Consider the following 25,582-nt stretch of genomic DNA (forward strand, 5'->3'; position numbering starts at 1 on the left):
GAAGCTTGTTCAACTGCAATTGCGAAATGCATTAACCACGGAGCCACTGAGGCCACGGAGAAGAAGTTCAAGGATGAGTTCCTGCAACCTTCCCTCTGTGCTCTCCGTGCCTCTGTGGTTAAGTCGTTACCCGCTAAGCATTTCAAGAATGATGGCTGTTGAATAGGCTTCTTCGCCAGGGGGGTAGCGTTACGCGCGCGACGCCGACCGATCTGGTGGCCGATCTACTGGCGGAGCCAGGGGCGTTTAACGCTATTCACCGAGCGAGAAGAGATCATTCGGCTCGCCTGTCGACGTGCCCAGCATGGGAGCAATGAAGACCTCGGGAACGAACGCGAATCCCGAGACGATGACCTGCGGGGCGTCGCCCGTGTAGCCGGCGATGGCTTGGCGGGGATCGGCGACAATGGCGCCGACGACCGCGATTTCGCTGCCCGATTTGAATGGGGGACCTTCCATCAGAACCTTCGAGGTGGCGGTGGCGTCGCCGAGCGGGGTCGCGAGCGTGTATTCCGTCCAGGCGCCATGGGCCTGCATGTCGGTAATCTTGCCGAGGGCGACGACGCCCTGGTTTGGTCGCCGTTCGTGCTGCAACCAACGTCCGGCGATCATGGCCAGATCGTTGCGCCGCGCCGGATCGCCCAGGGCGCCGCGAAAGATATTCTTGGCGTTCATTTGCTTGGTGATCAGTTCATTGCCGAACTCTCTGGGATCGGTCAACGTGAACAGCTCGGCCAACTTGCAAAGTTCGATGTAGGCCTGGCCCATGCCGGCAACGTCTTCCTTGCGAGACAGATCGCCGGCGAGAAAGCGGCGATGCGCAGCGTCGGCCCCGGCCAGCTGCGCGTCGAGACTGGCGACCGTGGCGAGGTTGACGCCGCGCAATTGGCCGACGATGGATGTCGTGGGCCAATTTGAGGCTGGCTCGACCGGCATTTGCGCGACGGCCGGCGCGACCGTGGGGGTTTCTGTCGCTTCGGGCATTGGTTCGGTCGCCTCTGCAGGCGCCACGAACGGGTCCTGACGGACTGTCGAGTTGCCGCTCACGGGAGGCGTTGCTGCGAGCCCACTGGCGTCGGCGACATCGTCGGCCATCGACTCTGCGCTCGACGGCGTCTCCTCAGCCGAGTCGGCGAAGGACAGCGTTGACGAAGCCGTCGAGTCGCCGCCATCGGCGCTGCCGCTTGTTTCAACCGCAGCGGGGGGAGCTAACAGACCTTGTTCAGCCAGATTGCTTTCCGGCTGCGATTGCGTGGCGGCGGGCAGCATGGCGGGCGGCAACCAATCGGCCATGCGCAGCAGATCGACCTCCGGGCGCAACCAGAGCAGCGCGTACGCACCGCCAAGAATGCCGATGGCGCCGCCGCCGACGATGCCGACGAGCGTGCGAACACCCGACGAACGGCGCTGGCGGCGCGGCGCGGTCGACAGATCGAGCTCTGCGAAATCGTCCGTGCGAGCAGCTGCGTCGGCATCCTCGTCGTCGACGTCATCGACCATCTCGTCGGAGTTGTACGAAGCTTCGTCGACGGAAGCAGATTGTTGGTCCCAACCGTCGTCGAGCGATTCCGAGTCTTGCCGGGCGTGAACATGTTCCGCGACAGGATGCCGTTCAATGTCGGTCGATTCTTCGCCCTGGTCCTCGTCGACGAACTCGGCAAACTCCTGCGCGGCCGGAATCACGTCGCGCGATTGAACCGGCTCCGCGGCGGGCGCCGCGGCCGCGACCGTTTGCGGCTTCATTAGATCGCTCAGCAGCTGATCGAGCCGGCTTCCAGCAAGCTGCAGTTTGTCGGCAGGCGTCGATGAGTCGGCCGTCAGTGCAGGATCGGCGTCGCGATAGGCGGCGTCGAGCGTCGCGCCGAACGTCGCAGCAGTCGGCGCGTGATCGTTGGGAATGACGCGATCGCCGGGCGTTTCCAAATGGAGCGATGATGCGATCTCACCATCATCGTCCGCTGCGTCAGCGTTCTCTTCGCGCTGCGGGGGCTGCAAGCCGGGCAGTTGCCAGCTAGCCGAGCTGCGCAGGAGTCGCGAAAGACGATCGTCGGCCGCCAGCGTCGGCTCGCTCGATCCGATGCCGGCGTCTTCCACGACGATTCCGAGCGGCGGCGCAGCATCAAGTTTAGCCGCGTCACTTCCCTCGCTCGACTGTGAACTCGGGGCCGAGTCATGGTCGACAACGCGGGCCTTCGGGACGGCGCGGGGAGCGACCGACGCCAATAAGAATTCGGCTTCGCAGATCGGACACTCAACCAATGACGTGGGAGCGATTCCGCTGGGCAGCTCAAGATGCGACGAACAGCGAGGGCAAAGGGTTATCGACGCCATAGTGTTCCTACTCTGCTCAACTCCGTTGCCGCCGACCGCCTCAATGCGGGGCGCGCTTGCCTCGTCGCCGCGGACACAGTTTAACAATACGCCGATGCCTTGTCGGCGGCAGCTATAGAATTCTAGCGGCGGCGGAGCTAGCTAGGCGGCTGCGCGCTGAACTTCGCTGCGGCAGTGACTCGATTGCCGCCGCAGCGGCGCGCCAGCGAGGCGGTAAAATCGCTACAGGCCGTAAAGTTCGCCATACTTCGCCCGCATCTGCTCGATCCATGGGGCGTGGCTCAGTGGTCGGCCCGTGATCTGGAGAGCCAGTTCCCCGGCCGACCAGCGCTGGCCATGCGCGTGGATCTGTTGGCGCAGCCAATCCAGCAGCGGCCGGAACTCGCCGCGACGGAACGCAGCGGGCAGGTCGCCGAGATCTTTGTTTGCCTGCGCGAAGAATTGTCCGGCGTACAAATTGCCCAGCGAGTAAGTCGGGAAGTAGCCGAAGAGGCCAGCGCTCCAATGGACGTCCTGCAGGACGCCGTCGGCATCATTGGGGGGGGTGATGCCGAGGTAGCGCTGATATTTCTCGTTCCAGGCTCCCGGCAACTCGGCGGGTTGGAGATCGCCTTCGATCAGCGCCCGCTCCAGTTCAAAACGGATGAGAATATGAAGATTGTACGTCACTTCATCAGCGTCGACGCGGATCAGCGAAGGGCGCACTTCGTTGATGGCGCCGTAGAAAGCGTCGAGCGAGACCCCCTTCAGCGAGGCGAACGCAGTTTGCGCCTGCGGCAGAAAATGCTCCCAGAACGCCCGACTCCGGCCGACCTGATTCTCCCACATGCGGGACTGCGATTCATGGATGCCCAGCGACACCGCTTCGCCAGTCGGCAGACCGAACTGATCGGCGGGCAAACCTTGCTCGTATAAGCCGTGGCCCGCCTCGTGCAAGATGCTGAAAAACGCATCGCCGAAGTCGTGAAGGTTGTAACGCGTGGTAATGCGCTGGTCGCGCGGACCGGCGCCGGCGCAGAAGGGATGATCGGTGACGTCGAGTCGGCCGGCTTCGTAATCGAAACCGATTGCCGCCGACGCTGCTTTGCCGAAGGCTTCCTGGGCGTCGAGGGGAAATTCCTTCTTCAGCAACTCACCGTCAGGCTTCCGCGAGCTGCCGACGATTTGCTCGACCAGCGGAGTCAGCGCGTCGCGCAGGCCAGCGAGCGCGGGACCGACTTCGGCGGTCGTGGCCCCAGGTTCGTAGTCGTCGAGCAGCGCATCGTACGGCGTGACGGCAAAGCCGATGGCGGCGGCCTCCTGGCGTTTGAGCTCGACGGTTTTTTCGAGCAACGGGCGGAACTTCGCGAAATCGTCCGCCTTGCGGGCTTCGACCCACATCTGTTGGCCGAGCACGGCGGTGCGCGACAGCTCTTCGACTAGCGACTGCGGCAGCTTCGTTTTCTTGTCGTACTGACGCTGAAGTTGCCGGATGACCGTGCCGCTCTCACTGTGGCGATCTGCCGCCAGCGGGCTGTCGGCGAGCGCGGCGAGCCATTCGCCCACGGCGGGGTTGGTTTGCCGTTTGTGAATCTCGCCCGCGAGGTACGAAATCTGCTCGGCGCGGTAGTCGCCGCCGGCGGGGGGCATCTTGGTCCGCTCGTCCCATTCGAGCAGGCCCATGATGCTGGCAAGCTTCGCGGTTTCACGCGCGTTGCTGCAGAGAGATTCGTACGCAGCGGTATGATTGGCGGGCACAGTGCGGGCTCCGAGGGACTATTTCTGAGGATCAATCGCTGAGGAAATGATCTGAGCGAATAGCCAGAATTGGAAACCATCGGTTCCGCTCTCGCAACCGTCGGTGCATGCTATAGGGCGCTCCGGCGATTCTTCGGGAATTGCCACGCGAAGGCGAGAATTTGACGCTTCCCGGCGGCTGGAGATAAACTTGCAGGTAGGCCCTTTACTCGCGAGCTGGAACCATGGATTCTCAACCGACTATCTTCGACCTCGGGATCGACCAGTGGAGCGTTGACGCTCGCTTGAGGTTGATTGACGAAATCCGGGAAAGCCTGCCTGCTGGTGCTGGGGAAGAGAGCAGCGAAGAATGGTCGGATGAACTCAAACAGCTGATTGACGAGCGGCTGGCGGCGGCGGAGGCGAATCCCGAAGCTTCCCGGCCTTGGCGAGAGGTGATGGCTGAACTCAAGGCCCGGCGATGAGCGATCGCCCTCTCTTCATTAGGCCCGAGGCCAAACAAGACTTGGGCGAAGCTCGCGCTTGGTACGATCAGCAGCAAGAAGGCCTGGGCAGCGAGTTCCTGGCGAAAGTCTACGAACGTTTTGAAGAGATCGAGCAGTCGCCTCAGCACTATGCAGCGGGCTATCACGGAGTTCGCGCCGCGAACGTCGACCGCTTTCCCTACATCGTGCGGTTCGCTGAAATCAACTCTCGAATCGAAGTGATCGCCGTTCACCACGGCAGCCGAAATCCAAGCGAGTGGCGTCGCCGCGCTGGCAACTGAAAGTCCCCCATGCTCGACATCCTCGTGATTGCCCCCCACCCCGACGACGCCGAGCTCGGCATGGGGGGGGCCATCATGAAGTTCATCGCCGAGGGGCGCCGCGTCGGCGTGCTCGACCTCACCAGCGGCGAACCGACGCCGCATGGGTCGCTGGAGATTCGCGCCCGCGAAACGGCGGCTGCGACGAAGATCATGGGGCTCGAGTGGCGCGAGAATCTCGGCCTGCCCAACCGCAGTCTGGAGCCGACGCTCGAAAATCGCGCCAAGCTCGCCGCCGTCTTTCGCCGCGAGAAGCCGAAGTGGCTCTTCGCCCCGTATTGGATCGATGCGCATCCCGATCACGTCGCCGCGACGGAACTGATCGAGGCGGCCCGCTTTTGGTCGAAGCTCACGAAGACCGATCTCCCAGGCGAGCCGCATCACCCGCAGCGGATTTACAACTACTACTGCATCCATCTAAAGCAGGCGCTGCAGCCGGCGTTCGTGCTCGACATCACCGCCGAGTGGGACCGCAAGCTGGCGTCGGTGCGAGCGTACGAGACCCAGTTCATCACCGGCCGGCCGACGGCGTCGCCGACCTTCTTTGAGCATTTCGAAGCCGAGGCGGCCTACTGGGGCAAGACGATCGGCGTGCGTTATGGGGAGCCGTTTACGAGCCGCGAGCCGATTGGGATGCGGTCGATGGGGGAGTTGGTGTAGCTCGCGAATTCCTGTAGAGATGGTTGCAGGCTAATCGTGCTATAATAGAGGTATGACCGACCGCAGCCATTGGCAGTTCCGTAAATCGACGTTGGCCGAGCAAGGCAATGAGGATGATCTAGCCGAAATGACGGCTGACGAGCGCGTCGGGATGATGTGGCAACTTGCGCTCGATGCCTGGGCCATGAAGGGTGAGCCAGTTGTTGAACCAAGACTTCAGCGAAATGTTGTCCGAATTATTCGCGGCGGACGCTGAGTTTTTGCTGGTTGGGGCCTATGCCCTCTCTGCGTACGGCTTTTCTCGCGCCACCGGCGACCTCGACATTTGGGTGCGCCCGACGCCGGAGAACGCCGTTAAAGTTTGGCAAGCGCTCAAGGCGTTTCAAGCTCCGGTGCGCAACGTGACCGTTGAGGATTTTCACACGCCAGACGTAGTGTTCCAAATTGGCGTTGAGCCTGGGCGAATCGACATCCTGACTTCGATTAGCGGCGTCGAATTCGACGACGCCTGGAACGAGAGGAAGTATCGAACGCTAAGCGGACTGAATGTTCCGTTGCTCAGCAAACCTCACCTTCTTGCCAACAAGTTGGCTTCTGGGCGTCCAAAAGATATTGGGGATGCCGGTTGGTTAAAGAAGAATCTGAATGACTGACGAACCGGTGAAACCCGATCCGTCATTGAAAAGGCCAAGACGGCGATTTAGCTTTTCGCTGAAGATGCTGTTGGTCGTCACGACGCTTGTCGCTGCCGGGGCGGCAGTTGCGGCCAACTACCCAGTAATAGCTGCGGTTATCATTTTAACGCTAGTTTGGGAACTGGGCCTGCCTTGGGCGTTGCAGACGACTACAAAATATTTGGGGCAGAAGCGGTATCGGAAAGCGACCCTCAGCATTTCTCTGAGCTTTGTCATCGCCTGTGCTGCCTGGGCACTTCTGCGCGGCATCGGACCAGCAATTCTCGGAGTTGTGTTTGGGAGCCTTTTCGCATTCTTAGTTTGGATTGTGGGCTTTGAAAATGAGAAAGAGTAGTTTCGCCGAGATTGTACAGGCGTTTTGAGTCGCGCTACCTGAATTCCTCAAGCGACCCTGCCAATTCTGCCGATCCTACCGACTGACGCGCACCAGCGGCTCGTGCTTGCACTCCGCCTGCCGTCAACAACCGTGCCTCGAATGAAAGGGGGGCTCCTTTCATTGCGGTAGGTTCTTCTCCATCGTGCTGCGCCACTTGCTACAGCTGCTAGCAGTTTGCTGCTCGCTCGCGCTTTGCGGCGGTTGCCAGGTCTTGCTCCCTGAGATCACTCAGGAGCCGACGATTCGCAACCCCTTTCCGCAGCTGCGCCGCGTCGCCGTGGCGCCGTTCTTCAATCAAAGCGACGCGCCGACCGTCGATGGCCGCGAATTCGCGATGGCGTACTTTACCGAGCTCCAGCTAACGCCGGGGTTTGAAGTGGTGCCCCTCGGCGTCGTCGAAGAGGCGATCATCGCCCACCGCATCGACCTGAGTCGGCCGGGCGAAGCTCGCCGGCTGGGTCAAGTCCTCGGCGTCGACGCGGTCGCTATCGGCGCCGTCATCGACTACGCCGAGTACTATCCGCCGCGCGTCGGCATGCGCGTCGAGTGGTACGCGGCGAACCCCGGGTTCCACGAGATTCCGGCCGGCTACGGCCTGCCGTGGGGAACGCCGGAGGAAGAATTCATTCCCGACTCGCTGGTCTACGAATCGCAGATGGCCCTGTTCCGCGCCGAGTTCCAGGGCCGCTCGCCCGAGTGCGACGAGGCGTGCCAGCCGTTGCCGGCGCCGCCGAACGGCGCGCAACAAGCGCCCGCGGCGCCGCTCGTCGATCCGTCGTTGCGCGAGGACCACGACGGCGACGACGCCGCCGATGATGAGGAAGGCCCCGCACTGTCGCCCGAGGACAATCCGTTCTTCGATCCCGGGCAAACATCGAGCCTGCGCGTCGTCGACGAAAACGTTCAGCCCGCGCAACTCGAAGTCGAGATGCCGCCAACGGCGCCAGCGCCAAAGAAAGCAAAACGGACGGCCCAACGACCGCCGGCCCCCAGCGCCGCAGGCGCCGCTAGTGGAGCGGCCGCCGTTGCAACCGCGCCAGTCGCTGCCGCCGGCGCCGCCGCTGCAGCCGTTGCAGGCGCTCCGCTCATGCCCGAACCGTGCCCCTGCGGGCCGGAAAACGACTACGCCGGACTTTACGCCATTGGCCCTGGTCGAGCCGACTGCATTCCGTTCAACGGGCCGGTGCTCTCGCACACGGGCATCTACAACGGGGCCGACGACAAGGTCACCGAGGCCCTGGAAGGGTACGTCTTCTTCCGCGACGATCTCCGCTACGGCGGCTGGCAGCCCTACCTCTCGCGCAGCAACGAATACATCCGTTTCTGCTGTCACATGCACATCAGCGAAATGCTTTCAGCGCGCGGCGGCGGCAGCGCGAAAATGGATGTGCTGATGCGCTGGCCCGAACGCCGATAAGGCGTTAGGAGTCTGGTTCGGTCGGCGCGAACGGGCGACATAATCGTCACAATCGCGCAGGCGTCGCCGACGCACACGAAAGTGAGCGGAGCCAAACTTCGAGCGTACGAGAGTCGAGCGCGAACGGGATCAATGAAGATCCCTTTCCATCTCAGGCCGAGCATCAAGGACGACCGTGAGCGCACAAGGCCCTTCGCCACGGCGGCCGCCCACCACTGCAGCCAACGCTACGAGCGACGCACGTCGGCTGCCCACTGCTGCCGCTAGGAGGCCCCGCAAGCCGTGAACGACGACATCAATGTGCTAGCGCTCGTTAAGGGACGCGAGCGTTATATCTTCCTGTACGAAGATTCCCAACGCGCCGAAGCGCTCCGCACGCTCGGCCGCTTCGCCTCGAATCCGGAACTGAGCTTTACCTGGTACGACGCGGCCGTACTCAGCCAGAAAGTGCGCAATAGCTCCTCCGAGAGCGTTCCCGAGATGAAGGCCTCGTTGCCGCGACGCATGAACCTGCCGCAGCCGAGCGACGATTGAGGCTGACGCCTCGTTGCTAGATGCTGGTCGCTGGATGCTGGAGAAGGCCGTTCGACTTGGCCGACGCAAGCGGCAGCCATCTAGCAACCAGTATCTAGCATCGAGCATCCCTCGCCCACCCGCCATGCAACGCCAGATCGCGCAGTTCCTGACGTACATGCGCGTCGAGCGAGGCGCTTCCGACTACACGGTGAAGAGTTACCGCGAAGACCTCGTCGCGGCCGCCGACTATTTCACTGAAGAGGACGGAAGCTGTCCCGATCCCGCGTCCATCACCGCGGTCGAACTGCGCGGGTTCCTGTCGGCGCTGCACGAAGCGGGTTACGCAAAAACCTCGATCGCTCGCAAGCTGGCGTCCCTCCGTAGCTTTTACCGCTACGGTCAGCGCGAGGGGTGGGCGGCGAGCAACCCGGCGCGTGCGCTGCGCAACCCGCGCAAGGGCCGCTCACTCCCCCACTTCCTGACGACCGACGAGATCGGCACGCTCCTCGGGGCGCCGCCGGCCGAGTCGCCGATGGGACTTCGCGATCGGGCGATCCTCGAGACGATGTACTCGGGCGGCCTCCGCGTGAGCGAGCTGGTCGGCCTTTCCGACGCCGACGTCGATCTCGCTCAAGGCATCTTGCTAGTCAAAGGCAAGGGACGCCGCGAACGCCTCTCGCCGCTCGGTTCGTACGCTGCCAAGGCGCTGAAGGCGTGGTTGCGGATCCGCAAAATTTCTCCCGGCGAGAAGCAGGGCCGCGAGGCCCCCGTCTTCACCAACCGCTTCGGCCACCGGCTCACTACGCGCAGCGTCGGTCGGATGCTGGAAAAGTACCTCAAAGAAACGGGCCTCGACCGCCGTACGAGCCCCCACACGCTCCGCCACAGTTTCGCGACCCACCTCCTCGACCGCGGCGCCGACATCCGCAGCGTGCAGGAACTACTGGGCCACAAAAGCCTGGTGACGACGCAGATCTATACGCACGTCAGCACCGCCAATCTTCGCGCGGCTTACGAGAAGGCCCATCCGCGGGCGAATTGAAATGCGAGGGGATTAACCACCAAGACACAAAGGCACAAAGAAGTCACTAAGAAGAATTGAATTGGCAGTGCGGGGATTGCTCTTCTGTTCTCTCTATCGCTATTTCTTCCTTCGTGCTTTCTTAGTGCCTTTGTGTCTTGGTGGTTATTCTTCAACCACTGTAACAATCCAAAAAACCGCCCGCTCTAAACCGTGTCGAAGCAGCCAACTGACGCTGGTCGGCCGCGGTTTCAATTTATGAGCAGGCAAAGCGGCGCTTGTTACGCGCCGGCCGCGGTTCGATCGGCGACCTTCCACCGCCGGGCGGCGGTCCGATCTCTTCCTCTCCCAAGGTCGGGCCGCCGCTGTTTTCGTGATGACACGGTAACGTGCATCCCGCTCCTAGCCCCGGGCTCCGCCCGGGGGTGACGGCGACGCCTCCCGGAATGGTGGCCGACCCCCTGGCGGACAACATAATGCAATAGCTAGCACGCGTCGCTAGCGGTAAAAAGGCCCGCGTTCCAGGCTGTTCCTAGAGACCTGACACGTTTCTAGGAGGTGAGCCATGGAACGCGAACTCTGGAGCGTACTATACCGTTTGACTCGGCGGTTATGCAGCGATCGTTCGGGACACGTCTATTCGGTCAGTTGGATCGTCGGCGTCTATCTCTGGGCGGTGATCCACGATCGACCGGTGAGTTGGGCGTGTCGGCCGGAGAATTGGCCGTCGTCATGGCAGGTGCGGCTGCCGAGCCAATCGACGGCGAGCCGTCGTCTCCGCACGGCGGCGGCCGTGGAACTGATCGAGCGGTTGAGGAAGCGTTGCTGGCAGGGCCCGCACCCGCCGGAGGTGAGCTTCCTCGACGGTAAGCCGTTGCCGGTAGGAGGCTTCAGCAAGGATCCCGACGCCACGCGCGGGCATGGCGTCGGCGGCCCGGCCCGCGGCTACAAGCTGCACGCCGTCTGGACGATCGATGCGCTCGTGGCGTGCGAAATCCAGCCGCTCAACGTGAGCGAACAGACGGTCGCCCGGCGACTCTTGCCGCAAGTCGGCGGAGGCTGCGTCCTGGCCGACGGCAACTACGACAGCAACCCGCTGCACGAGATCGCCGCACGGTCGGGCGTGACGTTGATCGCTCCGCAGCGTCGCGCGGGACGAGCGCTGGGCCACCGCCGCCACAGCATCGGCCGCTTGCAGTCGATCGAACTGCTGACGACCGCCGATGGCCAAGCACTCTTCAAGCAGCGGACGTACATCGAGCAACGCTTCGCTCAACTCACCAATTTCGGCGGCGGGCTCGGACCACTCCCCAACTGGGTGAGGCGACTGCCGCGCGTCACCCTCTGGGTGAACGCCAAACTCTGCATCCAGGCCGCTAGAAACCACTTGCGACGAGGAAACGATCTGATGGCGTTTGCATAATGTTGCGGAGCCCGGGGCTAGAAGCAATCGGCACAACCGTTACCACCTCCCCTCGCTCTTCCGCGGCCTCCCGCCAATCGCGTTGCCTCCGCGCATCCTGCGACGTAAATAATTCAACAGGCCATGGCAGAATCTCCCCGCCAGTCGTGCCGTCGTTGCCAAACGCGACGATGTGCGGTCGCTGGACGCCACGGCCCTGACAAGTCGAACCGCGCGCTCCAAACGCTGCGCACTGTCCGAGCCGCCCGCGCGGCTTCAGTTGGGGGAGAAACTGCATCATGCTTCAAGGCTCGCTGCTGCTCGTCGACGACGATCGCCAAGTTCTCGATTCCATGGCCGATTGGCTCCGCAGCCACGGCATGCAAGTCGATGCCGTCCGCGGCATTGCCGAAGCTAACGACCGCCTGGCCCGCAAGTCGTACGACCTGCTGCTGGTCGACGTCCGCCTGAAGGACGGCGACGGCCTCGACCTGTTGGAGCAAGTCCGTCGCTCGCATCCCGAGAGCCAGGTTATTTTGATGACCGGCTACGGCGATCCCGACTCGGCCGTCGAGGCTCTCCGCGCCGGCGCCCTCGACTATCTCACCAAGCCGCTCATCGACGACGAACTACTCGTCTCGATCGAACGAGCCTTCACGCAACACAAGGTCATCGAAGAAAACACCCAGCTCAAGCGCGAACTCGACAAGCGCTCCGGCCTCGACCACGTCATCGGGCACGACGCCCAGATGCGCCGCATTTTCGACGTGATCGACAGCGTCGCCGACACCAAGGCAACCGTTCTGGTCACCGGCGAAAGCGGCACCGGCAAAAGTATGATCGCCCGCGCGATTCATCGCAGCAGCCGCCGCAGCGGCAAGCCGTTCATCGAAGTCGCCTGCGGCGCCCTCCCGGAGAATCTGCTCGAAAGCGAACTGTTCGGCCACGTCGCCGGTTCATTCACTGGCGCCACGGGCAATAAGGTCGGCAAGTTCATGCAGGCCGACGGCGGCACGATCTTCCTCGACGAGATCGGCACCGCCAGTCCGGCCATGCAGGTGAAGCTGCTCCGCGTCTTGCAGGAACTGCAATTCGAGCAAGTCGGCGGCGACAAGACGTTCAAAGTTGACGTGCGCGTCATTCTGGCCACGAACGAGGATCTTTCCAAAGCCGTGGCCGAGGGGAAGTTCCGCCAAGACCTCTACTACCGCGTCAACGTCATCAACGTCGAACTGCCGCCGCTGCGCGCGCGACGCGGCGACGTGCTGTTGCTAGCGCAGACGTTCCTCAATGAGTTGCGCGAAGACACCAACCGCAAAGTCACCGGATTCACCGAAGAGGCCGTCGCCGCGCTGGAAAGCTACTCCTGGCCCGGCAATATTCGCGAGCTGCAGAACGTCGTGGAACGCGCGGTGCTGCTCGGCAAAGGCGAGCTGATCACCCCGGCCGACCTGCCGCGCGACATCGCCGGCGGGCCAGCCCTGCGCGTTACCCGCGGCGGTCACCGCACGCTCAAGGAGGCCCTCGAAGAACCCGAGCGGCAGATCATCCTCGAGGTCCTGGAGGCCAACGCCTGGAACCGCAACGCCACGGCCGACGCCCTCGGCGTCAACCGGACGACGCTCTACAAGAAGATGAAGCGGTTAGGGCTCGAGGACGAGCAGCTGGCCGAGCACTAGAACGGCAGCCCCCGGCTCCGCCGGGGGGTAGCACGACGCGGGACAATGCCAGCCGGCATGGTGACCGACCCCCCGGCGGAGCCGGGGGCTGAAATCGCTCTGGCGATCAGATGCGCATTTCCGGCCCGCTTATGCCGGTTGTCCGGCCTCCCGCTGCGCTTGCTTGACACTCTCTGGCCACGCGCCTACCGTGAATTTAGTCTCCGCGGCGACTCGACTTCGGGTCGACGCCCTCAAGCTTCCGTTGTCGTCTCATCGAGATCACTCCATGCCCCGCCTGTACATTCCTGTCGCGGTCACCGTCGTTCTTATCGCGTCGCTGACATTCTGGGAAAGCGTCTACTCCGATCGATTCACCGGCACGAGCATCAACCCGGCCGAGTTCCAAAAGCGATTCGATGCACTACCGGCGGAGATCGGGCCGTGGGTGGGCACGAACAATGCCGTGACGGAAGAAACGCTCAACACCGCCGGCGCTGTAAGTCACGTCTCGCGGACCTACACCAACTCGCAGACGGGCGAAAGGGTCGACGTCTGGCTGGTCGTCGGTCACGCCCGCGACATCAGTCGTCACACGCCCGACATCTGCTATCCGAGCCAAGGCTTCGCGATGGATGGAGCGCAGCTGAAGCAGCCCATTATGCCCGACGGATCGACGCAGGACGCCAACTTTCACACCGCGCGATTCAAGAAAGAGTCGGCCCTCGGCGCCGGCGGACCCCTCGTCCGCGTCTTCTGGGCGTGGAACCCCAATCAAGGCGACGAGAACGAATGGGTCGCCCCCGATAGCTCGCGCTTGGCGTTCGGCAACAACCGCGCGCTCTACAAGCTTTACTTCACGTCGGCGATGAAAGAACGCGAAGAGGCCGTCACCGACAACACGGCCTACAAATTTGCGAAGATGATGATTCCGGTGGTCAACCAGACGCTGTTCGGTTCGGGCAACGCGACGCCTGGTTCCGCGCCCGCCGCCGACGCCGCGGCGCCGGCGGCCGAAGCAACCCCGGCCGAGCCTGCTGCCGCTCCGGCCGCCTAGGCGCCCCGCTGGGAAAGCGATCCCTCCCTACCGAGCCGCCGCGAGACGTCCCGGCAGATTGAGACCTCGAACGATTCGCAAAGGAAGCGGCGCTCGTGCTCATTCAAACCGACCTGCTGTCGAAGCGCTACGGACAGCTGGCGGCGCTCAGCGAGTGTTCATTCGACGTGCCGCGCGGCGAGATTCTCGGTTTGCTCGGTCCCAACGGCGCCGGCAAAACGACGCTGCTGCGACTATTGCTCGGCTACCTCCAGCCCAGCAGCGGCGTTGCTCGGATCGATGGGCTCGATTGCTACCGCCAGTCGGTCGCCGTTCATCGGCAACTGGCCTACCTGCCCGGCGACGCCCGGCTGTTTCGGCAGCTCAACGGCCGCCAGACGCTGCAATTCTTTGCTCGCCTGCGCCGCGCTTCGTTGGAGCGCTCGCTGCGGCTGGCTGATCGTCTGCAACTCGATCTCACCCGCCGCGTAAGGCAAATGTCGACTGGCATGCGGCAAAAGCTGGCGCTGGCGGTGACGCTGACGCCCGACGTGCCGTTGGTGATCCTCGACGAGCCGACCGCCAATCTCGATCCGACGGTTCGCCGCGACGTCGTCGAGCTGATTCGCGAGGCCCGCGACGAAGGCAAGACGATTCTCTTCTCATCGCACGTGCTGTCGGAGGTCGAGGATGCCTGCGATCGCGTGCTGGTGCTGAAGGCGGGACGACTCGTCGACACGGTGCGAGTGGTCGACGTGCGGCGGCAACATCGCATTCAGGCGGCGCTGACGGGGCCATTGTCGCCTGTGCCGCCGGCGCTGGTCGAGCAGATCGAGTTGCGGCAAGACGCCGTCGGCGGCGTCACGGTCATCTCGCGCGGCGAGCTGGCGCCGCTGCTCGGTTGGCTGGCCAATCAACCGTTGGCGAAACTGCAGATTGAGCCGATCGGTTTGCGCAGCGTCTACGAACGACATCACCCGGCGACGAGCATCGACGAATGAATCTCGTACTGCTGGGACGATCGCTGCGCGATAGCTGGCTGTTGCTGGTCAGCTGCTCTGTCATGGCCCTCGGCTTCACCTGGTTGCGCGTGTGGGTGGCGTCGCACATCAAGGTCGATGCGTTCGTCAAGTTTTTCTCCGAAGGCCTGCAGATCTTTCAGGGGCTGTTGCCAGTGCCGATCGAAGATCTCGCTTCTCCGCTGGGACGAGTCGCCTTCAGCTTCGAAGAGCTCGGATTGCTGATGCTGCTTGGTCTGTGGACCGTGACCCGCGCGACCGATTGCCTCGCCGGTCGCATCGGCGCGGGAACCATGGAGATGCTGCTCGCTCAGCCGGTCCGCCGACTAACGCTCGTCTCGACGCACACGGCCGTCACCCTCGCCGGCGTGCTGGCGATCGGCGCTGCCAGCTGGCTGGGGGTGAAGCTCGGACTGCAGTTCAGCAAGTTCGAGGATGCGCCGCCGTGGATCAAGCTTGCTCCCGCCGCGATCAATTTCGTCTGCCTCGGCGTCTTCATCACCGGCGCCGCGACGCTCATCTCGGCACTTGTCCGCACGCGGGCCCAAGCGGTCGGCATGGTAATCGGGTTCTACGTCGTCGAACTCATGCTGATGATCATCGGCCGCTTGAACGATCGCTTCCAGTGGATGAATCGGCTGACGATCCTCTCGGTCTACGAACCGACGCTGCTAACGATCGGCCTCAACCGCGACCCGTCGGCTGTTTGGCCCCTGTTCTGGCAATACAACGCCACGCTGCTCGGCCTCGGGCTCGCCGGCCTCGCGGCCAGCGCCGCCATTTTCTGCCGCCGCGACGTCCCTGCGCCGTTGTGAGCACCAAGGGCGTCGGGGACCTTTTACCACTGGAGGGGTACTAGAAAAGTTAGAATTTCCAGTGGCAAAAGGTCCCCGACGCCTTCGCTGCTCGCCGCCGACATCACGGCAAGTCGTTGATATACCGGTCCAACTGGGCCGACAGCAGGGCGAGATCTTTCCCAAACGCCGCCGTGAAGTCAGCGAGCCGTTCCTGCGGCGCATACTTGCTGAACGCCGGCCGCGCCGCGACGCGCGCTAAGTAGTTGCTGTACTCCTGCGGCCGCGTTTCGCACAAAAAGAACGTCAGCGCCCAGGCCTCGGCGTACGCCTCCCCTGGGTAATACTGAAACGGCTTGTCGCTCGCCGCCATGATCTTCAACCAATCGGCGGAACGGGACGTTGCGGTCGCCTTGAAATCCGCCAGTCGCCCGCGATTGATCCGAGCTTCCTGCGGCTGCAGCGACGCGTTGTCCCACACGCCGCGGGCCTCGAACATCATCGCCAATCCTTCCACCAACCACCGCGGCTGCTCGCCAAAGCGGCTGTGAACGCCGACGTTGAACGCCGTCTGGTGGGTCGCTTCGTGGATGATGGTTTCGGCGTTGTCCGACCAATCGGGGTTGCCGTTCTTTTCTTCGATGTCGAACAGAAAGACGCGATTCGAATCAGGATCGTAATGCCCCAGAACCCCCGGCGGCATCGGCTTGCCGCTCGCGGCGGCGTGCCGGTAGTAATCCTCTTCGCTCCGAAAGACGACCGCCACAAGCGGCGTCGCCGGCTCGGTCATCCGCATGCCGCGGACGCTCATATAGTGAGTGAACGAGCGATACAGCGATTCGAGTCGATCCCCCCACGCGCGCCACTCGCCGTGCGGATGGACGACGACGAAGTGGGGCGTCGTCGTGATCTCGAAGCTCCGGTCGAACTCGTCGCGCAGCTTTGCCTGCAACTCCTGGCTGTTGTAGCCGACGAATCCCTTGCCATACCGCTTGGCGTTCTTGGCCTCGGCCGGCTTGAATTCGTAGAGCGCCCCGTCGCGGCCGAGCAGGCTCATCTCCTGGTCGTCCCACTTCAGCGGCTGGCCGTCGATTGGCTTGCCAGCGACCATCGCCTGCATCATAAAGGGCGCCGGCTCGGCTCGCAGCGACGCCGACGCGATCCAGGCGACCGATCCGCCGCAAAGGCAGGTCAAAGCGATTGAGATTCGCGAGTGTAGTTTCATATTCAAGTTTACAACGCCAAAATGAGGGCCAACGGCGTCCTTTGGTAGGAGTGCGAAGCGGTGTCGGGAGCCTTTTGCCGCTGGAGGCGATCCATTCAAGGCAAACTCTCCAGTGGCAAATCGCTCCCGACCCCTTCCGCGCCGCCCTCCCGCAATCGTTCGACGCTACAATCGGAACAACCGAACCGTTGCCCTGATTTGGGACATCACCCATGCGACTCACCGCCCCCCTGTGTTTGACCGTCGCGTTGCTCGTCGCGATCGCTCCTCTTTCCCTCCAGGCCGCCGAGGAACCCTCCCTCGCCGTGCAAGTCGACAAACTTGTCGAGCAACTCGACGCCGCCGACGCCGCCGATCGCGACGCCGCAGAGAAGGAACTGATCGAGCTGGGGCTGCAAGACAAATCGGCTTCCTCCGGCGAGGCGTTCGTCGATCTGCTCCCCAAACCCAACGACGAGATGCCCCAGGAGGTGCAGGTCCGCCTCACGCGCATCGCCGGCGAAATTCGCAAGCGCATCGCCAAACAGGCGATCGCAGGGACCGTCGTCACGCTCGACCTCGCCGACGCCCCGTTGGGCGACGTGCTGAAAGAGCTTGAAAAGCAAACAGGCAATCGCGTCACCGATTACCGCGAACAATTCGGCCAAGAGACGGCGGAGAAGAAGGTTACCTACAGCGGCAAGGATCAACCCTTCTGGGCCGCCCTCGACGCGATCCTCGACGGCGTGCAGATGTCGCCCTACAACGACTCCGGCGAAGCGAACCTCGCCATCATTGATCGCGATCAGGGCGTCCTCCGTCGTGGCGGCGGCCGCGCCATTTACTCCGGTCCCTTCCGCATCGAAGCGACCGGCGCCTCCTCGCAGCGCGGCATCCGAGCGCCCGACCAGAGCGGACTGTCGGTCGACTTCGAAATCTCCTGGGAGCCGCGCCTCCGTCCGATCGGGCTCGCGCTCAATGCCGCCGATCTGAAAGTCGTCTGCGATGACGGCCGCGAGACGCCGATCGTCGGCGGCGAGGAGGCGTTCAACGTCGAGGTCCAAGCCGGCAGCCATGCCACCGACGTCACCGTCTCGCTGCAGCTGCCGGCCCGCCAGGCCGAGAAACTCGCTACCGTCGCGGGACGCATGACGGCGCTCGTTCCCGGCCGCACGGCGGAGCTGAAGTTCGCTAACCTCGCCGGCGCCAAGGAGGTGACGCAGCGCGCCGGCGAAGTTGCGGTCACCCTCGACCGCGTGACGAAGAATCAGGCCCTCTGGGAAGTCCACATGCGCTTGGCGGTGGAAAGCAGCGACGCCGCGCTCGACGTCAACGGCGGCTGGGTCTTTCAGAACGTCGCCACGCTGGTCGACAAAGATGGCGAGGCGCTCGACAACGCCGGCTTCGAGACGACGCTGCAAACCGAAGAAGAAATCGGCTTTGCCTACTTCTACGAGCTCCCCGAAGGCCGCGAACTGAAAGACTACGCGTGGGTCTATCGCACCCCGGCGTCAATCGTCGCCGTGCCGGTCGAGTTCAAACTCGAGAACGTCCCGCTGCCTTAACCTGCTAAGAATTGAACCACAACGACACAACGGGCACGACGACAGTACAGGAACAAAGGCAACCGCCAAGGACGCCAAGAGCGCCAAGGAAATACACCAGAAGTCCAAACCGCCGATAAACGCAGAGTATTTTTGTTAGCAGATATCTGCGTTTATCGGCGGTTCCATCTTCTTGGCACTTCCTACGTCGTGCTCGTTGTGCCGTCGTGGTGAAACAACTCTCCGCATTTCCGTGGCGCACTTGGCGTCCTTGGCGGTTAGTCTTCTTCGTCCCGCGGCGGCAGAACGAAGCCCCCAAGCTCCACAATCGGCGCCCCCGCCGTCCGGATCTCGTCGACCCATCCGCCGAGCCCCAGCGGGTCGGTTGGATCGCACGTCAGCAGGTGCTCCAGCACTTCCAGCGCCATGTCGCGCTTCCCGAGTTCCGCCAGGCACCACGCCAACCCGCGACCCGCGTCGAAGAACGGCCGATTCGCCGGATGGAGCGCCGTCAGCGGCGTCGGGCGGCACCCCTTCGCCAGCGCCCGCTGCCCCAGCTGGTACCCAAACCCAAAATGCCCGCGCCCCAGCGGCACGTCCCCCGTCGCCTCGACCGCTAGCTTCCCCAGCAAGTAGTGGGCTTCGATCATCTCGGGGCACGTCTCGACCAACCACCTCAGCTCGTCGATGGCGACCTCGGCCTCGCCGGCCGCAATCATCGCCCGCACTTCTTCGAGGTCTTCCGCGCATTCCAGCACGTCGCGCGGATGGACCAGCACCCACCCCTGCCCTCCCCGAGCGCGCTCGACCGAGACCTTGTTGCTCGAACGACGTTTCGCCATTACCTACCGGTTCCCATATCGCTCGAATCAATGTGGCGAGGAGTTAGCTGCGTTCACCGCGAATGACGCGAATGATTAAAAAGGCAATTTCGCTCAACACAGCGGACGCAGAGATCACGGAGCAAATGCATCGAAGTCAATGCGCAGCGATCTTCAGTCTTCTCCGTGTCCTCTGTGCTCTCTGTGTTGAATCTCCCCGCATTCCTCTTCCCGAAGATTCGCGTCATGCGCGGTTTCAGCATTTGCATGGTAAGCGGCCTACAGTTCCTTCCCGATCGCATAAATCTCCTCGGCGTCAAGCACCAGGTCATTCCGCGTGAACAGCTTCGCGATTGCCGCTTTGTGAATCTTCATCTTCGTCCCGCCGACGCCGATGGCGCCGTAGCAGACGATTTCGCCGTGATGCGTCGCCTTGTCGGTCGGCGCCACGTCGCCCAGGCCGTGGGCCGGCACGGCGTTCAAGTCGATCGCCGCCTGCAACCCTACCGCTTGAGCCAGGTACCCTTTCGGCAATAGCTCCACTCCCGGCGGCCCGCACGCGATCACCGCTTGCGCCCCCTCCACTGCCATCGCGTTTTCATTCGTCCACGCCGTGAGGTCGGCCCCCGGCACGACCCGGCTCACCTTGTCGCACGTTCCCTCGGCATGCGTCAGCTTCCGCGAAGCCACGCGCACCCGCGCGCCCTCCCGCGCCAACAGCCGCACGACTCGCCGGCCAACCGCGCCCGTCCCCGCCAGGACGGTGACAATCGCCCCTGACAGCGGCACGTGCCGTCGCACCGCCAGCACCGCCGCCGCGGCCGTCGTGTTGGCGCCGTTGGCGTCAAGCATCACCGACACCCGCATCGGCCCGAAAAACGCCTCGTGCGCCGCTTTGCAGAGCGCCTCGGCCGCCGTCACGTCCGACCCGCCGACGAACACCGCCGTGTGCTTCAGCTCCTGCGGACCGCGCGTAAAGATTGCCCCGTACACCAGATCCCGCACCTGAGCCGTCGTCACGGCGCCATGCCGAAACAACACATCAACCCCCGCGTCGACCGCCACCACCCCGTCAAACACGCTCGGCTGCGGATCGGCGTCGAGACAGACCAGGATCTTTTTGAGGGACATAGCTTTGAGTGACCGGTGACTAGTAACGAGTAGCCGCGGGTCAACGACCCGCCGGAGCGAACAATCAATGGGGAATGCTGAATGGGGAATGGGGGGAGAATACTTTCATCCTTCCCCATTCCCCATCAAAAAAAGCCACGCGCCGCGCCCAGCGCGACGCGTGGCCCATTCTCATTTCCTAAATCCGCAGCCCTCAGGGCGTGCCATCCACTACGGCAAGCGACTGACGACGGACCACTGACGCCGGACAAACTTCTTAGAACCCACGGAACGGATGCACCGATTCCTTCCCGGCGATCATCTCGTCGGCCGTCGGCTTCCCTTCCATCGCGTTCTTGATTGCCATCTTCGTGGCTTCGTAGTTGTAGTCGTAAATCTTCTTGTCGTCGGCCGCGGCCGGGTGGATGAACACGCCGCAGACGATCACCAGGTTCTCGGCGTCGCCCTTCTTGATCACCCCGTCGGCGACCGAATCAGCCACCGCCTTGGCCACCGCCGCCTGAGCCGGGCCGAACATCTGCACCGCCTGCTTCATCCCCTTGATGGTCACCTTGGTGATCATCACGGTCGCCGGCTTCACGGCCAGATTGGGCGTGAGCACGGCCAGCAGATTGCTGTGACCTTCGCTCTGGCGAGCCAGCGCATTAGCGAACGCCACGCCCACCGGGCCGGCCTTGTCCCCGATTAGCAGGTCGATATGGGCAATCTCATTACCGTCGCCCGCCAGGGCCTCTCCGATGAACATCGACATTCCTAAGTCTCCCACGCGAAAGGATTGAAGCTTGTGCGGCGAGCCGGCGATTGGCCCCGGCTCGCGGCCACGGCGTCGCGGCCAGTCCCCGAGCCTTTCGCCGGGGTAGCCTCCAGAGGATTCGCCGCACCGCGGCGAGCCTAGCAAGATACCAGGGCCCGGCAGCGGTGTTAAGCGTGCCGCTACAACCCTTCAATCCCGCAACAGTTCATGTCAGAACACCCCGCACCCCGTTGGCCGCCGGTTCTTCCAACCGGGGGAGTTGCAACCGCCAAGGACGCCAAGGTTCGCCAAGGAAAACGCAGAGAATATTGGAACCGCGGATCAACGCTGATAAACGCCAATGAGAACGATCTGCGTTCATCCGCGTTCATCGGCGGTTTCATCCATGTCTCGTTTCCCCGTTCTCTGGCGGACCGTTGTCGTTCAACTCCCCCAGCGTTCCCCTTGGCGAACCTTGGCGTCCTTGACGGTTAATCTTTGAATTTGGCGGTTCTCCCGCGTTTAACCACATTTGCTGGACTTTCCCCCCAAACTTTGCGACAATTTGAAGTGCAGGGTCGCGCCCCCGATGCGCCATTATTTTCGTGTCCATCCTCGGACCTGCGCGACCCAGGCCAGGGGCACTCGTCAACAGAACAGAACAGGGAGAAGCGCAGATGAGGCAATCCAGCCGTAAGGCATTCACGCTCGTGGAGCTGTTGGTGGTGATCGCCATCATCGGCACGCTCGTCGGGCTTCTACTCCCCGCCGTCCAAGCGGCCCGCGAAGCGGCCCGGCGGAATACCTGTGGCAGCAACATGGGCCAGTTGGCCAAAGCCATCGCTATCCGCGAGACGGCGAGCAAGGACCTGCCTGGTTACATCAACAAAGTCGGCATTAGTGGCAGCCCTAAGCTTGCGCGGGCAAGTTGGGTCGTGATGACTTTCCCCAGCATTGAGCAGACGCAGCTCTATGAGCAATGGACGAGCGGCAACCCGAGCTATTCGTCCATCGAGTTGCTGGTCTGTCCGAGTAATCCGCCAGTTACCATTGGCGAGCCAAATCTTTCCTACGTCGCCAATGCTGGCTGGCGGCCAACTTGGCAGCGCGGGGCGCCGTCGGGGAGCCAAATGGGGTATGAGAATCCGGCTAACGGACTCTTTTTTGATCGGACTCGAACGGCAGATCTCCCCTCAGGAGTTGTTTGGAAATCGACAAATGACGCTCGTGACGGCACGGATCCTGCCAAGGATGCGCCCGAGACCGTGATGTCGATTGCCTACTTGCAAGGCAAGGGCGACGGAACGACCAAAACCATGATGCTGTCGGAAAGCTTAGCCGCCCTCTACTGGGGCTATCCGGAATCGACGAACGACTACACGACAGCGACGGATGCGAATTTCCACTTCGGCTTCACCTGGGAACAGCCCACCGACGTGGCAAACAATTTGCGGTGGCGCATGAATGGCACCAAGGGGAGTCCAGACTATGCTTCCTTCGTCAACATGACTAAGGAAGTCACCAGTCCAAAAACTTCCGAGCCTCTTAATCCAGTACCCGGAATGCCCTCGAGCAACCATCCGGGCGGCGTTAATGCCGCGTTTGTGGCAGGGCAAGTGGCTTACGTCTCGGATCAGATTGACCCGCTCGTGTACGCCCAGTTGATGACGTCAAACCACAAGCAGTCTGAATTGGGGATTAAGGCCGACGGTTACGAGAGCATGCTTCCTGAGCCGAGCGACGACGCCTATTAAGGGCGAGTGATTGGCTAATCTGAATAAGACCCACGGGGCGCCAACTCGGCGCCCCGTGGTTTTTTTATGCGCCTCGTTCGACCCCTCTCCAGCGCGCGCCCCTCTTCGCCGCCGGACTGGTCGCTGAAGCGACCAGTCCGAACCCGCGCGTTGGTCTGCTGTCTCTACGCCCACCCCCCCCGCCAAGCCGAAAAAAATCTCGAAACTACGGTCTAGAAATTGGCCGCGCCCCTCGTTAACGTGAACAAAAGTACATATAACGCCCGGCGTTGCCAAACCGTCCTTGTGGGAGGCGTCTCCGACGCCGATCTCGGTCACCACCACAAGCAGGGGTGGTTTCACCACGTCGCTTCGGGATCGGAGACCCTTCCCACAGATTTTTTGGCCAAGGCCGATTCCACCCTCCGCCGCTCGCGGCTTAGCGGAACGTCCAAAACCAGGGAAAACTGTCATGTCCAACTCCAACTCCAACCCCGACCAGAGCCGTCGTCTCGACCGCCATCCCGATCGCCGCGCCGAGCCATCGCCGACGGTCGACCCGCTCGAACTGATGGAGGCGGCGGCCCGCATCCACTGGCGGGCCGCCGCCTGGCTGCTGGAGCGGACCCGTCCCGAGGAGTACGGCCGCAAGTCCGCCAGCGCCGCCCCTCGTCGCCAGGTCGAGGCGGCGCTGCTGCATGTCCTCGAAGCGGCGCTAGAAGGGACCTTGCCCGAGCAACGCGACGCGGTCGACGGTCGCGTCTTCGCCGCTTGCCAGCGAGCCTTCGCCAGTTGCTTCCCGGCGATTGCCGCGCTCTCGCCCCTCCAGTTGCCTGTCGATTCGGCGCCCGCGGATGCCATTCTGTCGCCAAAAACGCGTGAGGCGACAGAAAGTGCAGTCAACGAAGCATCGAACCGCGACGGCACGACGAGCACGACCCAAGACAATGCCAAGCCTGATCCGCCGCCGGCAAACGCGGCGGAGACTGGCAGCGCGTCGCCCGCCGACATTCTGTCGCCAAAAATCGCCGCAGCGACAGAATGCCCGGCGACAGAAATACCCGCGACAGAACTCCCGAACGTCTTAGAACGTCCCCCCGCGTCGGTTCCAGAGAGCCAACTCCTCAACCTCCAGCGCCACGCCGCCCTGCGCCGCCGCGCGGCATTGTTGGCGCGAAAACAGCAAGCCGCGACCAAACGACAAAAGCGAGCCGCCAAGAAACGAGCTCAAGCCGCCCGCCGACGAGCCGCGTAGCTCCGCCGCGTTCAGCTGCCGTCGTTCTCGAGATGCTTAGTCTCTATCGCATTAACCACAGAGAACACAGAGGACACAGAGAGGAAAAGAATAGCAAACGTCTCAACTCTTCCTCCGTGTTCTCTGTGTTCTCCGTGGTAAGTGCGGTTGATAAAGCCTGTCGACCTAGCTTCTCTGCCGGAGGGGAACGAGAGCACGATAGTGAGGCGATTACCGCTGGTCCATCGGCGTGATTTCGCGCTTCGACGGCCCCGTGTAGATCTGCCGTGGGCGGCAAATCTTCTTCGCCGGGTTTGCGTGCATCTCCACCCAGTGGGCGATCCAACCCGGCAGCCGTCCGATGGCGAACAGCACGGTAAACATCTGCTCCGGAATGCCGATGGCGCGGTAAACGACGCCCGAGTAGAAGTCGACGTTCGGATAGAGCTTCCGCTCGATGAAGTAGGGGTCGTTCAGCGCCACCTGCTCCAGCTCCAGCGCGATGTCGAAGATCGGATCCTTGATCGCCTGCTTCTTCAAGATGCGATGGCACGCTTCTTTGATGATCGTCGCCCGCGGATCGAAGCTCTTGTAGACGCGATGGCCGAAGCCCATCAGGCGGAAGTTGTTGTTCTTGTCCTTGGCCATGTCGACGTACTTCTTGACGTTCGACCCGTCGCGGCGAATCTGCTCGAGCATCTGGACGCACGCCTCGTTCGCCCCGCCGTGAAGCGGGCCCCACAAGGCGCTGATGCCGGCCGAGATCGACGCGAAGAGGTTGGCGTTCGACGAGCCGACCATCCGCACCGTCGAGGTGCTGCAGTTCTGCTCGTGATCGGCGTGGACGATGAGCAGCAGGTTCAGCGCGTCGACGAAGTCTTGATCGACCTCGTACTTCTCGCTCGGCACGGCGAACATCATCCGCAGGAAGTTGGCACAGTACGACAGCGAGTTGTCGGGGTAAACGTACGGCTGGCCGATCGACTTCTTGTAGGCGAAGGCCGCGATCGTCGGCAGCTTGGCCATCAGGCGGACGATCGAATCGTCGACCTGCTCCTGATCATGCGGATCGAGCGAATCCTGGTAGAAGGTCGACATCGCCCCGACCACCGACCCCAGGATCGCCATGGGATGGGCGTCGCGAGGAAAGCCGTTGTAGAACAGCCGCATATCCTCGTGCAGCATCGTGTGGCGGAACAACATCCCGCGAAAGTGGTCGAATTGCTCCTTGGTCGGCAACTCTCCGTAGATCAGCAGGTAGGCGATTTCGATGAACCGGCACTTTTTGGCGAGCTCCTCGATCGGGTAGCCGCGATAGCGCAGGATCCCTTTATCGCCGTCGAGAAAGGTGATCGCGCTGGTCGTCGCGCCGGTGTTGACGTAGCCTTCGTCGAGGGTGATGTACCCCGTCGAGCCGAGCAGCTTGCTGATGTCGACCGCTCGCTCTTGCTCGGTACCGACGACGACGGGGAGCTCGATTTGCTTGCCGTCGGGGGTAGAGAGCTTGGCAACCTCAGACATCGGACGATCCTTTCGGCGAACACGGCGGGCTGGACGGATGGGCGGTCGGGCGCTCCGCACGAACATGCCGCGACGGGAGCAGGCCAAGGCGCAGGCGGCGGAGTCATGAAGTTTACCGGCGGCAAGGAACCGGTTCAATCCGCGGCGATTCTACCCCGGCGCCGGACTGGTCGCTTCAGCGACCCCTCCGAACC

At 62.9% G+C, this 25,582-nt stretch carries 24 protein-coding genes; 17 read left to right on the forward strand and 7 right to left on the reverse strand.

The features are described 5' to 3' along the window. Positions 1 to 252 precede the first annotated feature (252 nt). A complete protein-coding gene (locus I41_RS02865; protein WP_210421099.1) occupies positions 253 to 2,094 on the reverse strand; it encodes a hypothetical protein in 1,842 nt (613 codons plus the stop codon). A 459-nt stretch (positions 2,095 to 2,553) separates the two neighbouring features. Beyond that, positions 2,554 to 4,068 (reverse strand): carboxypeptidase M32, encoded by a 1,515-nt coding sequence (locus tag I41_RS02870; protein ID WP_246133792.1) that lies wholly within the window; start codon positions 4,066 to 4,068, stop codon positions 2,554 to 2,556. Positions 4,069 to 4,292: 224 nt separating this feature from the next. Here I41_RS02870 and I41_RS02875 point away from each other — a divergent pair, with 224 nt between their 5' ends. The 14 genes from I41_RS02875 to I41_RS02940 all read left to right on the forward strand — a co-directional run bounded on the left by I41_RS02875 (position 4,293) and on the right by I41_RS02940 (position 15,488). Next, positions 4,293 to 4,532: an addiction module protein gene (locus I41_RS02875; protein ID WP_145430715.1), complete on the forward strand. Its 240-nt coding sequence runs from the start codon at positions 4,293 to 4,295 to the stop codon at positions 4,530 to 4,532. Beyond that, the gene (locus tag I41_RS02880) at positions 4,529 to 4,834 is read left to right on the forward strand and encodes a type II toxin-antitoxin system RelE/ParE family toxin (protein WP_145430717.1); all 306 of its coding nucleotides are present in this window, start codon (positions 4,529 to 4,531) and stop codon (positions 4,832 to 4,834) included. The genes I41_RS02875 and I41_RS02880 overlap by 4 nt, the downstream gene beginning before the upstream one ends. A 9-nt stretch (positions 4,835 to 4,843) precedes the next feature. Continuing rightward, positions 4,844 to 5,533, forward strand: a complete 690-nt coding sequence (gene bshB1 / locus I41_RS02885) for a bacillithiol biosynthesis deacetylase BshB1 (protein WP_145430719.1) — start codon at positions 4,844 to 4,846, stop codon at positions 5,531 to 5,533. A 52-nt stretch (positions 5,534 to 5,585) separates the two neighbouring features. After that, on the forward strand, positions 5,586 to 5,789 hold the full coding sequence (locus I41_RS02890; protein ID WP_145430721.1) for a hypothetical protein: 204 nt from the start codon (positions 5,586 to 5,588) through the stop codon (positions 5,787 to 5,789). Then, the gene (locus I41_RS02895; protein ID WP_246133793.1) at positions 5,758 to 6,186 is read left to right on the forward strand and encodes a hypothetical protein; all 429 of its coding nucleotides are present in this window, start codon (positions 5,758 to 5,760) and stop codon (positions 6,184 to 6,186) included. The genes I41_RS02890 and I41_RS02895 overlap by 32 nt, the downstream gene beginning before the upstream one ends. Further along, positions 6,179 to 6,562, forward strand: coding sequence for a hypothetical protein (locus I41_RS02900; protein ID WP_145430725.1), 384 nt, complete (start codon positions 6,179 to 6,181; stop codon positions 6,560 to 6,562). Before I41_RS02895 ends, I41_RS02900 begins: the two co-directional genes overlap by 8 nt. A gap of 184 nt (positions 6,563 to 6,746) precedes the next feature. After that, the gene (locus I41_RS02905; RefSeq protein WP_145430727.1) at positions 6,747 to 8,021 is read left to right on the forward strand and encodes a hypothetical protein; all 1,275 of its coding nucleotides are present in this window, start codon (positions 6,747 to 6,749) and stop codon (positions 8,019 to 8,021) included. 282 nt (positions 8,022 to 8,303) lie between these two features. Next, positions 8,304 to 8,555, forward strand: coding sequence for a hypothetical protein (locus I41_RS02910; protein ID WP_145430729.1), 252 nt, complete (start codon positions 8,304 to 8,306; stop codon positions 8,553 to 8,555). Between the two features lie 124 nt (positions 8,556 to 8,679). After that, the gene (gene xerC, locus I41_RS02915) at positions 8,680 to 9,579 is read left to right on the forward strand and encodes a tyrosine recombinase XerC (protein WP_145430731.1); all 900 of its coding nucleotides are present in this window, start codon (positions 8,680 to 8,682) and stop codon (positions 9,577 to 9,579) included. 544 nt (positions 9,580 to 10,123) lie between these two features. After that, the gene (locus I41_RS02920; protein WP_145429803.1) at positions 10,124 to 10,981 is read left to right on the forward strand and encodes a transposase; all 858 of its coding nucleotides are present in this window, start codon (positions 10,124 to 10,126) and stop codon (positions 10,979 to 10,981) included. Between the two features lie 275 nt (positions 10,982 to 11,256). After that, on the forward strand, positions 11,257 to 12,639 hold the full coding sequence (locus I41_RS02925; protein WP_145430733.1) for a sigma-54-dependent transcriptional regulator: 1,383 nt from the start codon (positions 11,257 to 11,259) through the stop codon (positions 12,637 to 12,639). A gap of 268 nt (positions 12,640 to 12,907) precedes the next feature. Next, a complete protein-coding gene (locus I41_RS02930) occupies positions 12,908 to 13,675 on the forward strand; it encodes an exosortase-associated EpsI family protein (protein WP_145430734.1) in 768 nt (255 codons plus the stop codon). Between the two features lie 95 nt (positions 13,676 to 13,770). After that, positions 13,771 to 14,655, forward strand: coding sequence for an ABC transporter ATP-binding protein (locus I41_RS02935; RefSeq protein WP_145430736.1), 885 nt, complete (start codon positions 13,771 to 13,773; stop codon positions 14,653 to 14,655). Then, the gene (locus I41_RS02940) at positions 14,652 to 15,488 is read left to right on the forward strand and encodes an ABC transporter permease subunit (protein WP_145430738.1); all 837 of its coding nucleotides are present in this window, start codon (positions 14,652 to 14,654) and stop codon (positions 15,486 to 15,488) included. Before I41_RS02935 ends, I41_RS02940 begins: the two co-directional genes overlap by 4 nt. Positions 15,489 to 15,591: 103 nt before the next feature. Here the strand turns inward: I41_RS02940 and I41_RS02945 are convergent, their stop codons facing one another. Continuing rightward, positions 15,592 to 16,662, reverse strand: coding sequence for a DUF1570 domain-containing protein (locus tag I41_RS02945; RefSeq protein WP_168206636.1), 1,071 nt, complete (start codon positions 16,660 to 16,662; stop codon positions 15,592 to 15,594). Positions 16,663 to 16,904: 242 nt separating this feature from the next. Here I41_RS02945 and I41_RS02950 point away from each other — a divergent pair, with 242 nt between their 5' ends. Then, on the forward strand, positions 16,905 to 18,236 hold the full coding sequence (locus I41_RS02950) for a hypothetical protein (RefSeq protein ID WP_145430742.1): 1,332 nt from the start codon (positions 16,905 to 16,907) through the stop codon (positions 18,234 to 18,236). 257 nt (positions 18,237 to 18,493) lie between these two features. On the opposite strand, the gene I41_RS02955 is transcribed toward I41_RS02950, so the two are convergent. The 3 genes from I41_RS02955 to fae form a co-directional block, all read right to left on the reverse strand. Beyond that, complete coding sequence (locus tag I41_RS02955; RefSeq protein ID WP_145430744.1) at positions 18,494 to 19,057, reverse strand: tetratricopeptide repeat protein; 564 nt, start codon at positions 19,055 to 19,057, stop codon at positions 18,494 to 18,496. Between the two features lie 258 nt (positions 19,058 to 19,315). Continuing rightward, a complete protein-coding gene (locus tag I41_RS02960) occupies positions 19,316 to 20,167 on the reverse strand; it encodes a methylene-tetrahydromethanopterin dehydrogenase N-terminal domain-containing protein (RefSeq protein ID WP_145430746.1) in 852 nt (283 codons plus the stop codon). A 256-nt stretch (positions 20,168 to 20,423) separates the two neighbouring features. Continuing rightward, positions 20,424 to 20,918 (reverse strand): formaldehyde-activating enzyme, encoded by a 495-nt coding sequence (fae, locus tag I41_RS02965; RefSeq protein ID WP_145430748.1) that lies wholly within the window; start codon positions 20,916 to 20,918, stop codon positions 20,424 to 20,426. A 659-nt stretch (positions 20,919 to 21,577) separates the two neighbouring features. Between fae and I41_RS02970 the strand changes: the two genes are divergently transcribed. Together I41_RS02970 and I41_RS02975 are read left to right on the forward strand one after the other, a co-directional pair. Then, positions 21,578 to 22,654, forward strand: a complete 1,077-nt coding sequence (locus tag I41_RS02970) for a DUF1559 family PulG-like putative transporter (RefSeq protein ID WP_145430750.1) — start codon at positions 21,578 to 21,580, stop codon at positions 22,652 to 22,654. A 451-nt stretch (positions 22,655 to 23,105) separates the two neighbouring features. Then, the gene (locus I41_RS02975; RefSeq protein ID WP_145430752.1) at positions 23,106 to 23,888 is read left to right on the forward strand and encodes a hypothetical protein; all 783 of its coding nucleotides are present in this window, start codon (positions 23,106 to 23,108) and stop codon (positions 23,886 to 23,888) included. Between the two features lie 210 nt (positions 23,889 to 24,098). On the opposite strand, the gene I41_RS02980 is transcribed toward I41_RS02975, so the two are convergent. Beyond that, entirely contained in the window at positions 24,099 to 25,388 is a 1,290-nt protein-coding gene (locus I41_RS02980; protein WP_145430754.1) for a citrate synthase, read from the reverse strand. Between the last annotated feature and the right edge of the window lie 194 nt (positions 25,389 to 25,582).

The sequence above is a fragment of the Lacipirellula limnantheis genome, from assembly GCF_007746075.1.
In the GTDB taxonomy this organism is placed as follows: Bacteria; Planctomycetota; Planctomycetia; order Pirellulales; family Lacipirellulaceae; genus Lacipirellula; species Lacipirellula limnantheis.

Excerpts from the sequence above, each read along its gene's own strand:
- I41_RS02940 (WP_145430738.1), top strand. The coding sequence starts at position 14,652 with ATGAATCTCGTACTGCTGGGACGATCGCTGCGCGATAGCTGGCTGTTG.
- I41_RS02930 (WP_145430734.1), top strand. The coding sequence starts at position 12,908 with ATGCCCCGCCTGTACATTCCTGTCGCGGTCACCGTCGTTCTTATCGCG.
- bshB1 (WP_145430719.1), top strand. The coding sequence starts at position 4,844 with ATGCTCGACATCCTCGTGATTGCCCCCCACCCCGACGACGCCGAGCTC.
- I41_RS02960 (WP_145430746.1), bottom strand. The coding sequence starts at position 20,167 with ATGTCCCTCAAAAAGATCCTGGTCTGTCTCGACGCCGATCCGCAGCCG.
- I41_RS02955 (WP_145430744.1), bottom strand. The coding sequence starts at position 19,057 with ATGGCGAAACGTCGTTCGAGCAACAAGGTCTCGGTCGAGCGCGCTCGG.
- I41_RS02920 (WP_145429803.1), top strand. The coding sequence starts at position 10,124 with ATGGAACGCGAACTCTGGAGCGTACTATACCGTTTGACTCGGCGGTTA.
- I41_RS02880 (WP_145430717.1), top strand. The coding sequence starts at position 4,529 with ATGAGCGATCGCCCTCTCTTCATTAGGCCCGAGGCCAAACAAGACTTG.
- xerC (WP_145430731.1), top strand. The coding sequence starts at position 8,680 with ATGCAACGCCAGATCGCGCAGTTCCTGACGTACATGCGCGTCGAGCGA.
- I41_RS02970 (WP_145430750.1), top strand. The coding sequence starts at position 21,578 with ATGAGGCAATCCAGCCGTAAGGCATTCACGCTCGTGGAGCTGTTGGTG.
- I41_RS02875 (WP_145430715.1), top strand. The coding sequence starts at position 4,293 with ATGGATTCTCAACCGACTATCTTCGACCTCGGGATCGACCAGTGGAGC.
- I41_RS02890 (WP_145430721.1), top strand. The coding sequence starts at position 5,586 with ATGACCGACCGCAGCCATTGGCAGTTCCGTAAATCGACGTTGGCCGAG.
- I41_RS02980 (WP_145430754.1), bottom strand. The coding sequence starts at position 25,388 with ATGTCTGAGGTTGCCAAGCTCTCTACCCCCGACGGCAAGCAAATCGAG.
- I41_RS02950 (WP_145430742.1), top strand. The coding sequence starts at position 16,905 with ATGCGACTCACCGCCCCCCTGTGTTTGACCGTCGCGTTGCTCGTCGCG.
- I41_RS02900 (WP_145430725.1), top strand. The coding sequence starts at position 6,179 with ATGACTGACGAACCGGTGAAACCCGATCCGTCATTGAAAAGGCCAAGA.
- fae (WP_145430748.1), bottom strand. The coding sequence starts at position 20,918 with ATGTCGATGTTCATCGGAGAGGCCCTGGCGGGCGACGGTAATGAGATT.
- I41_RS02975 (WP_145430752.1), top strand. The coding sequence starts at position 23,106 with ATGTCCAACTCCAACTCCAACCCCGACCAGAGCCGTCGTCTCGACCGC.
- I41_RS02895 (WP_246133793.1), top strand. The coding sequence starts at position 5,758 with ATGTTGTCCGAATTATTCGCGGCGGACGCTGAGTTTTTGCTGGTTGGG.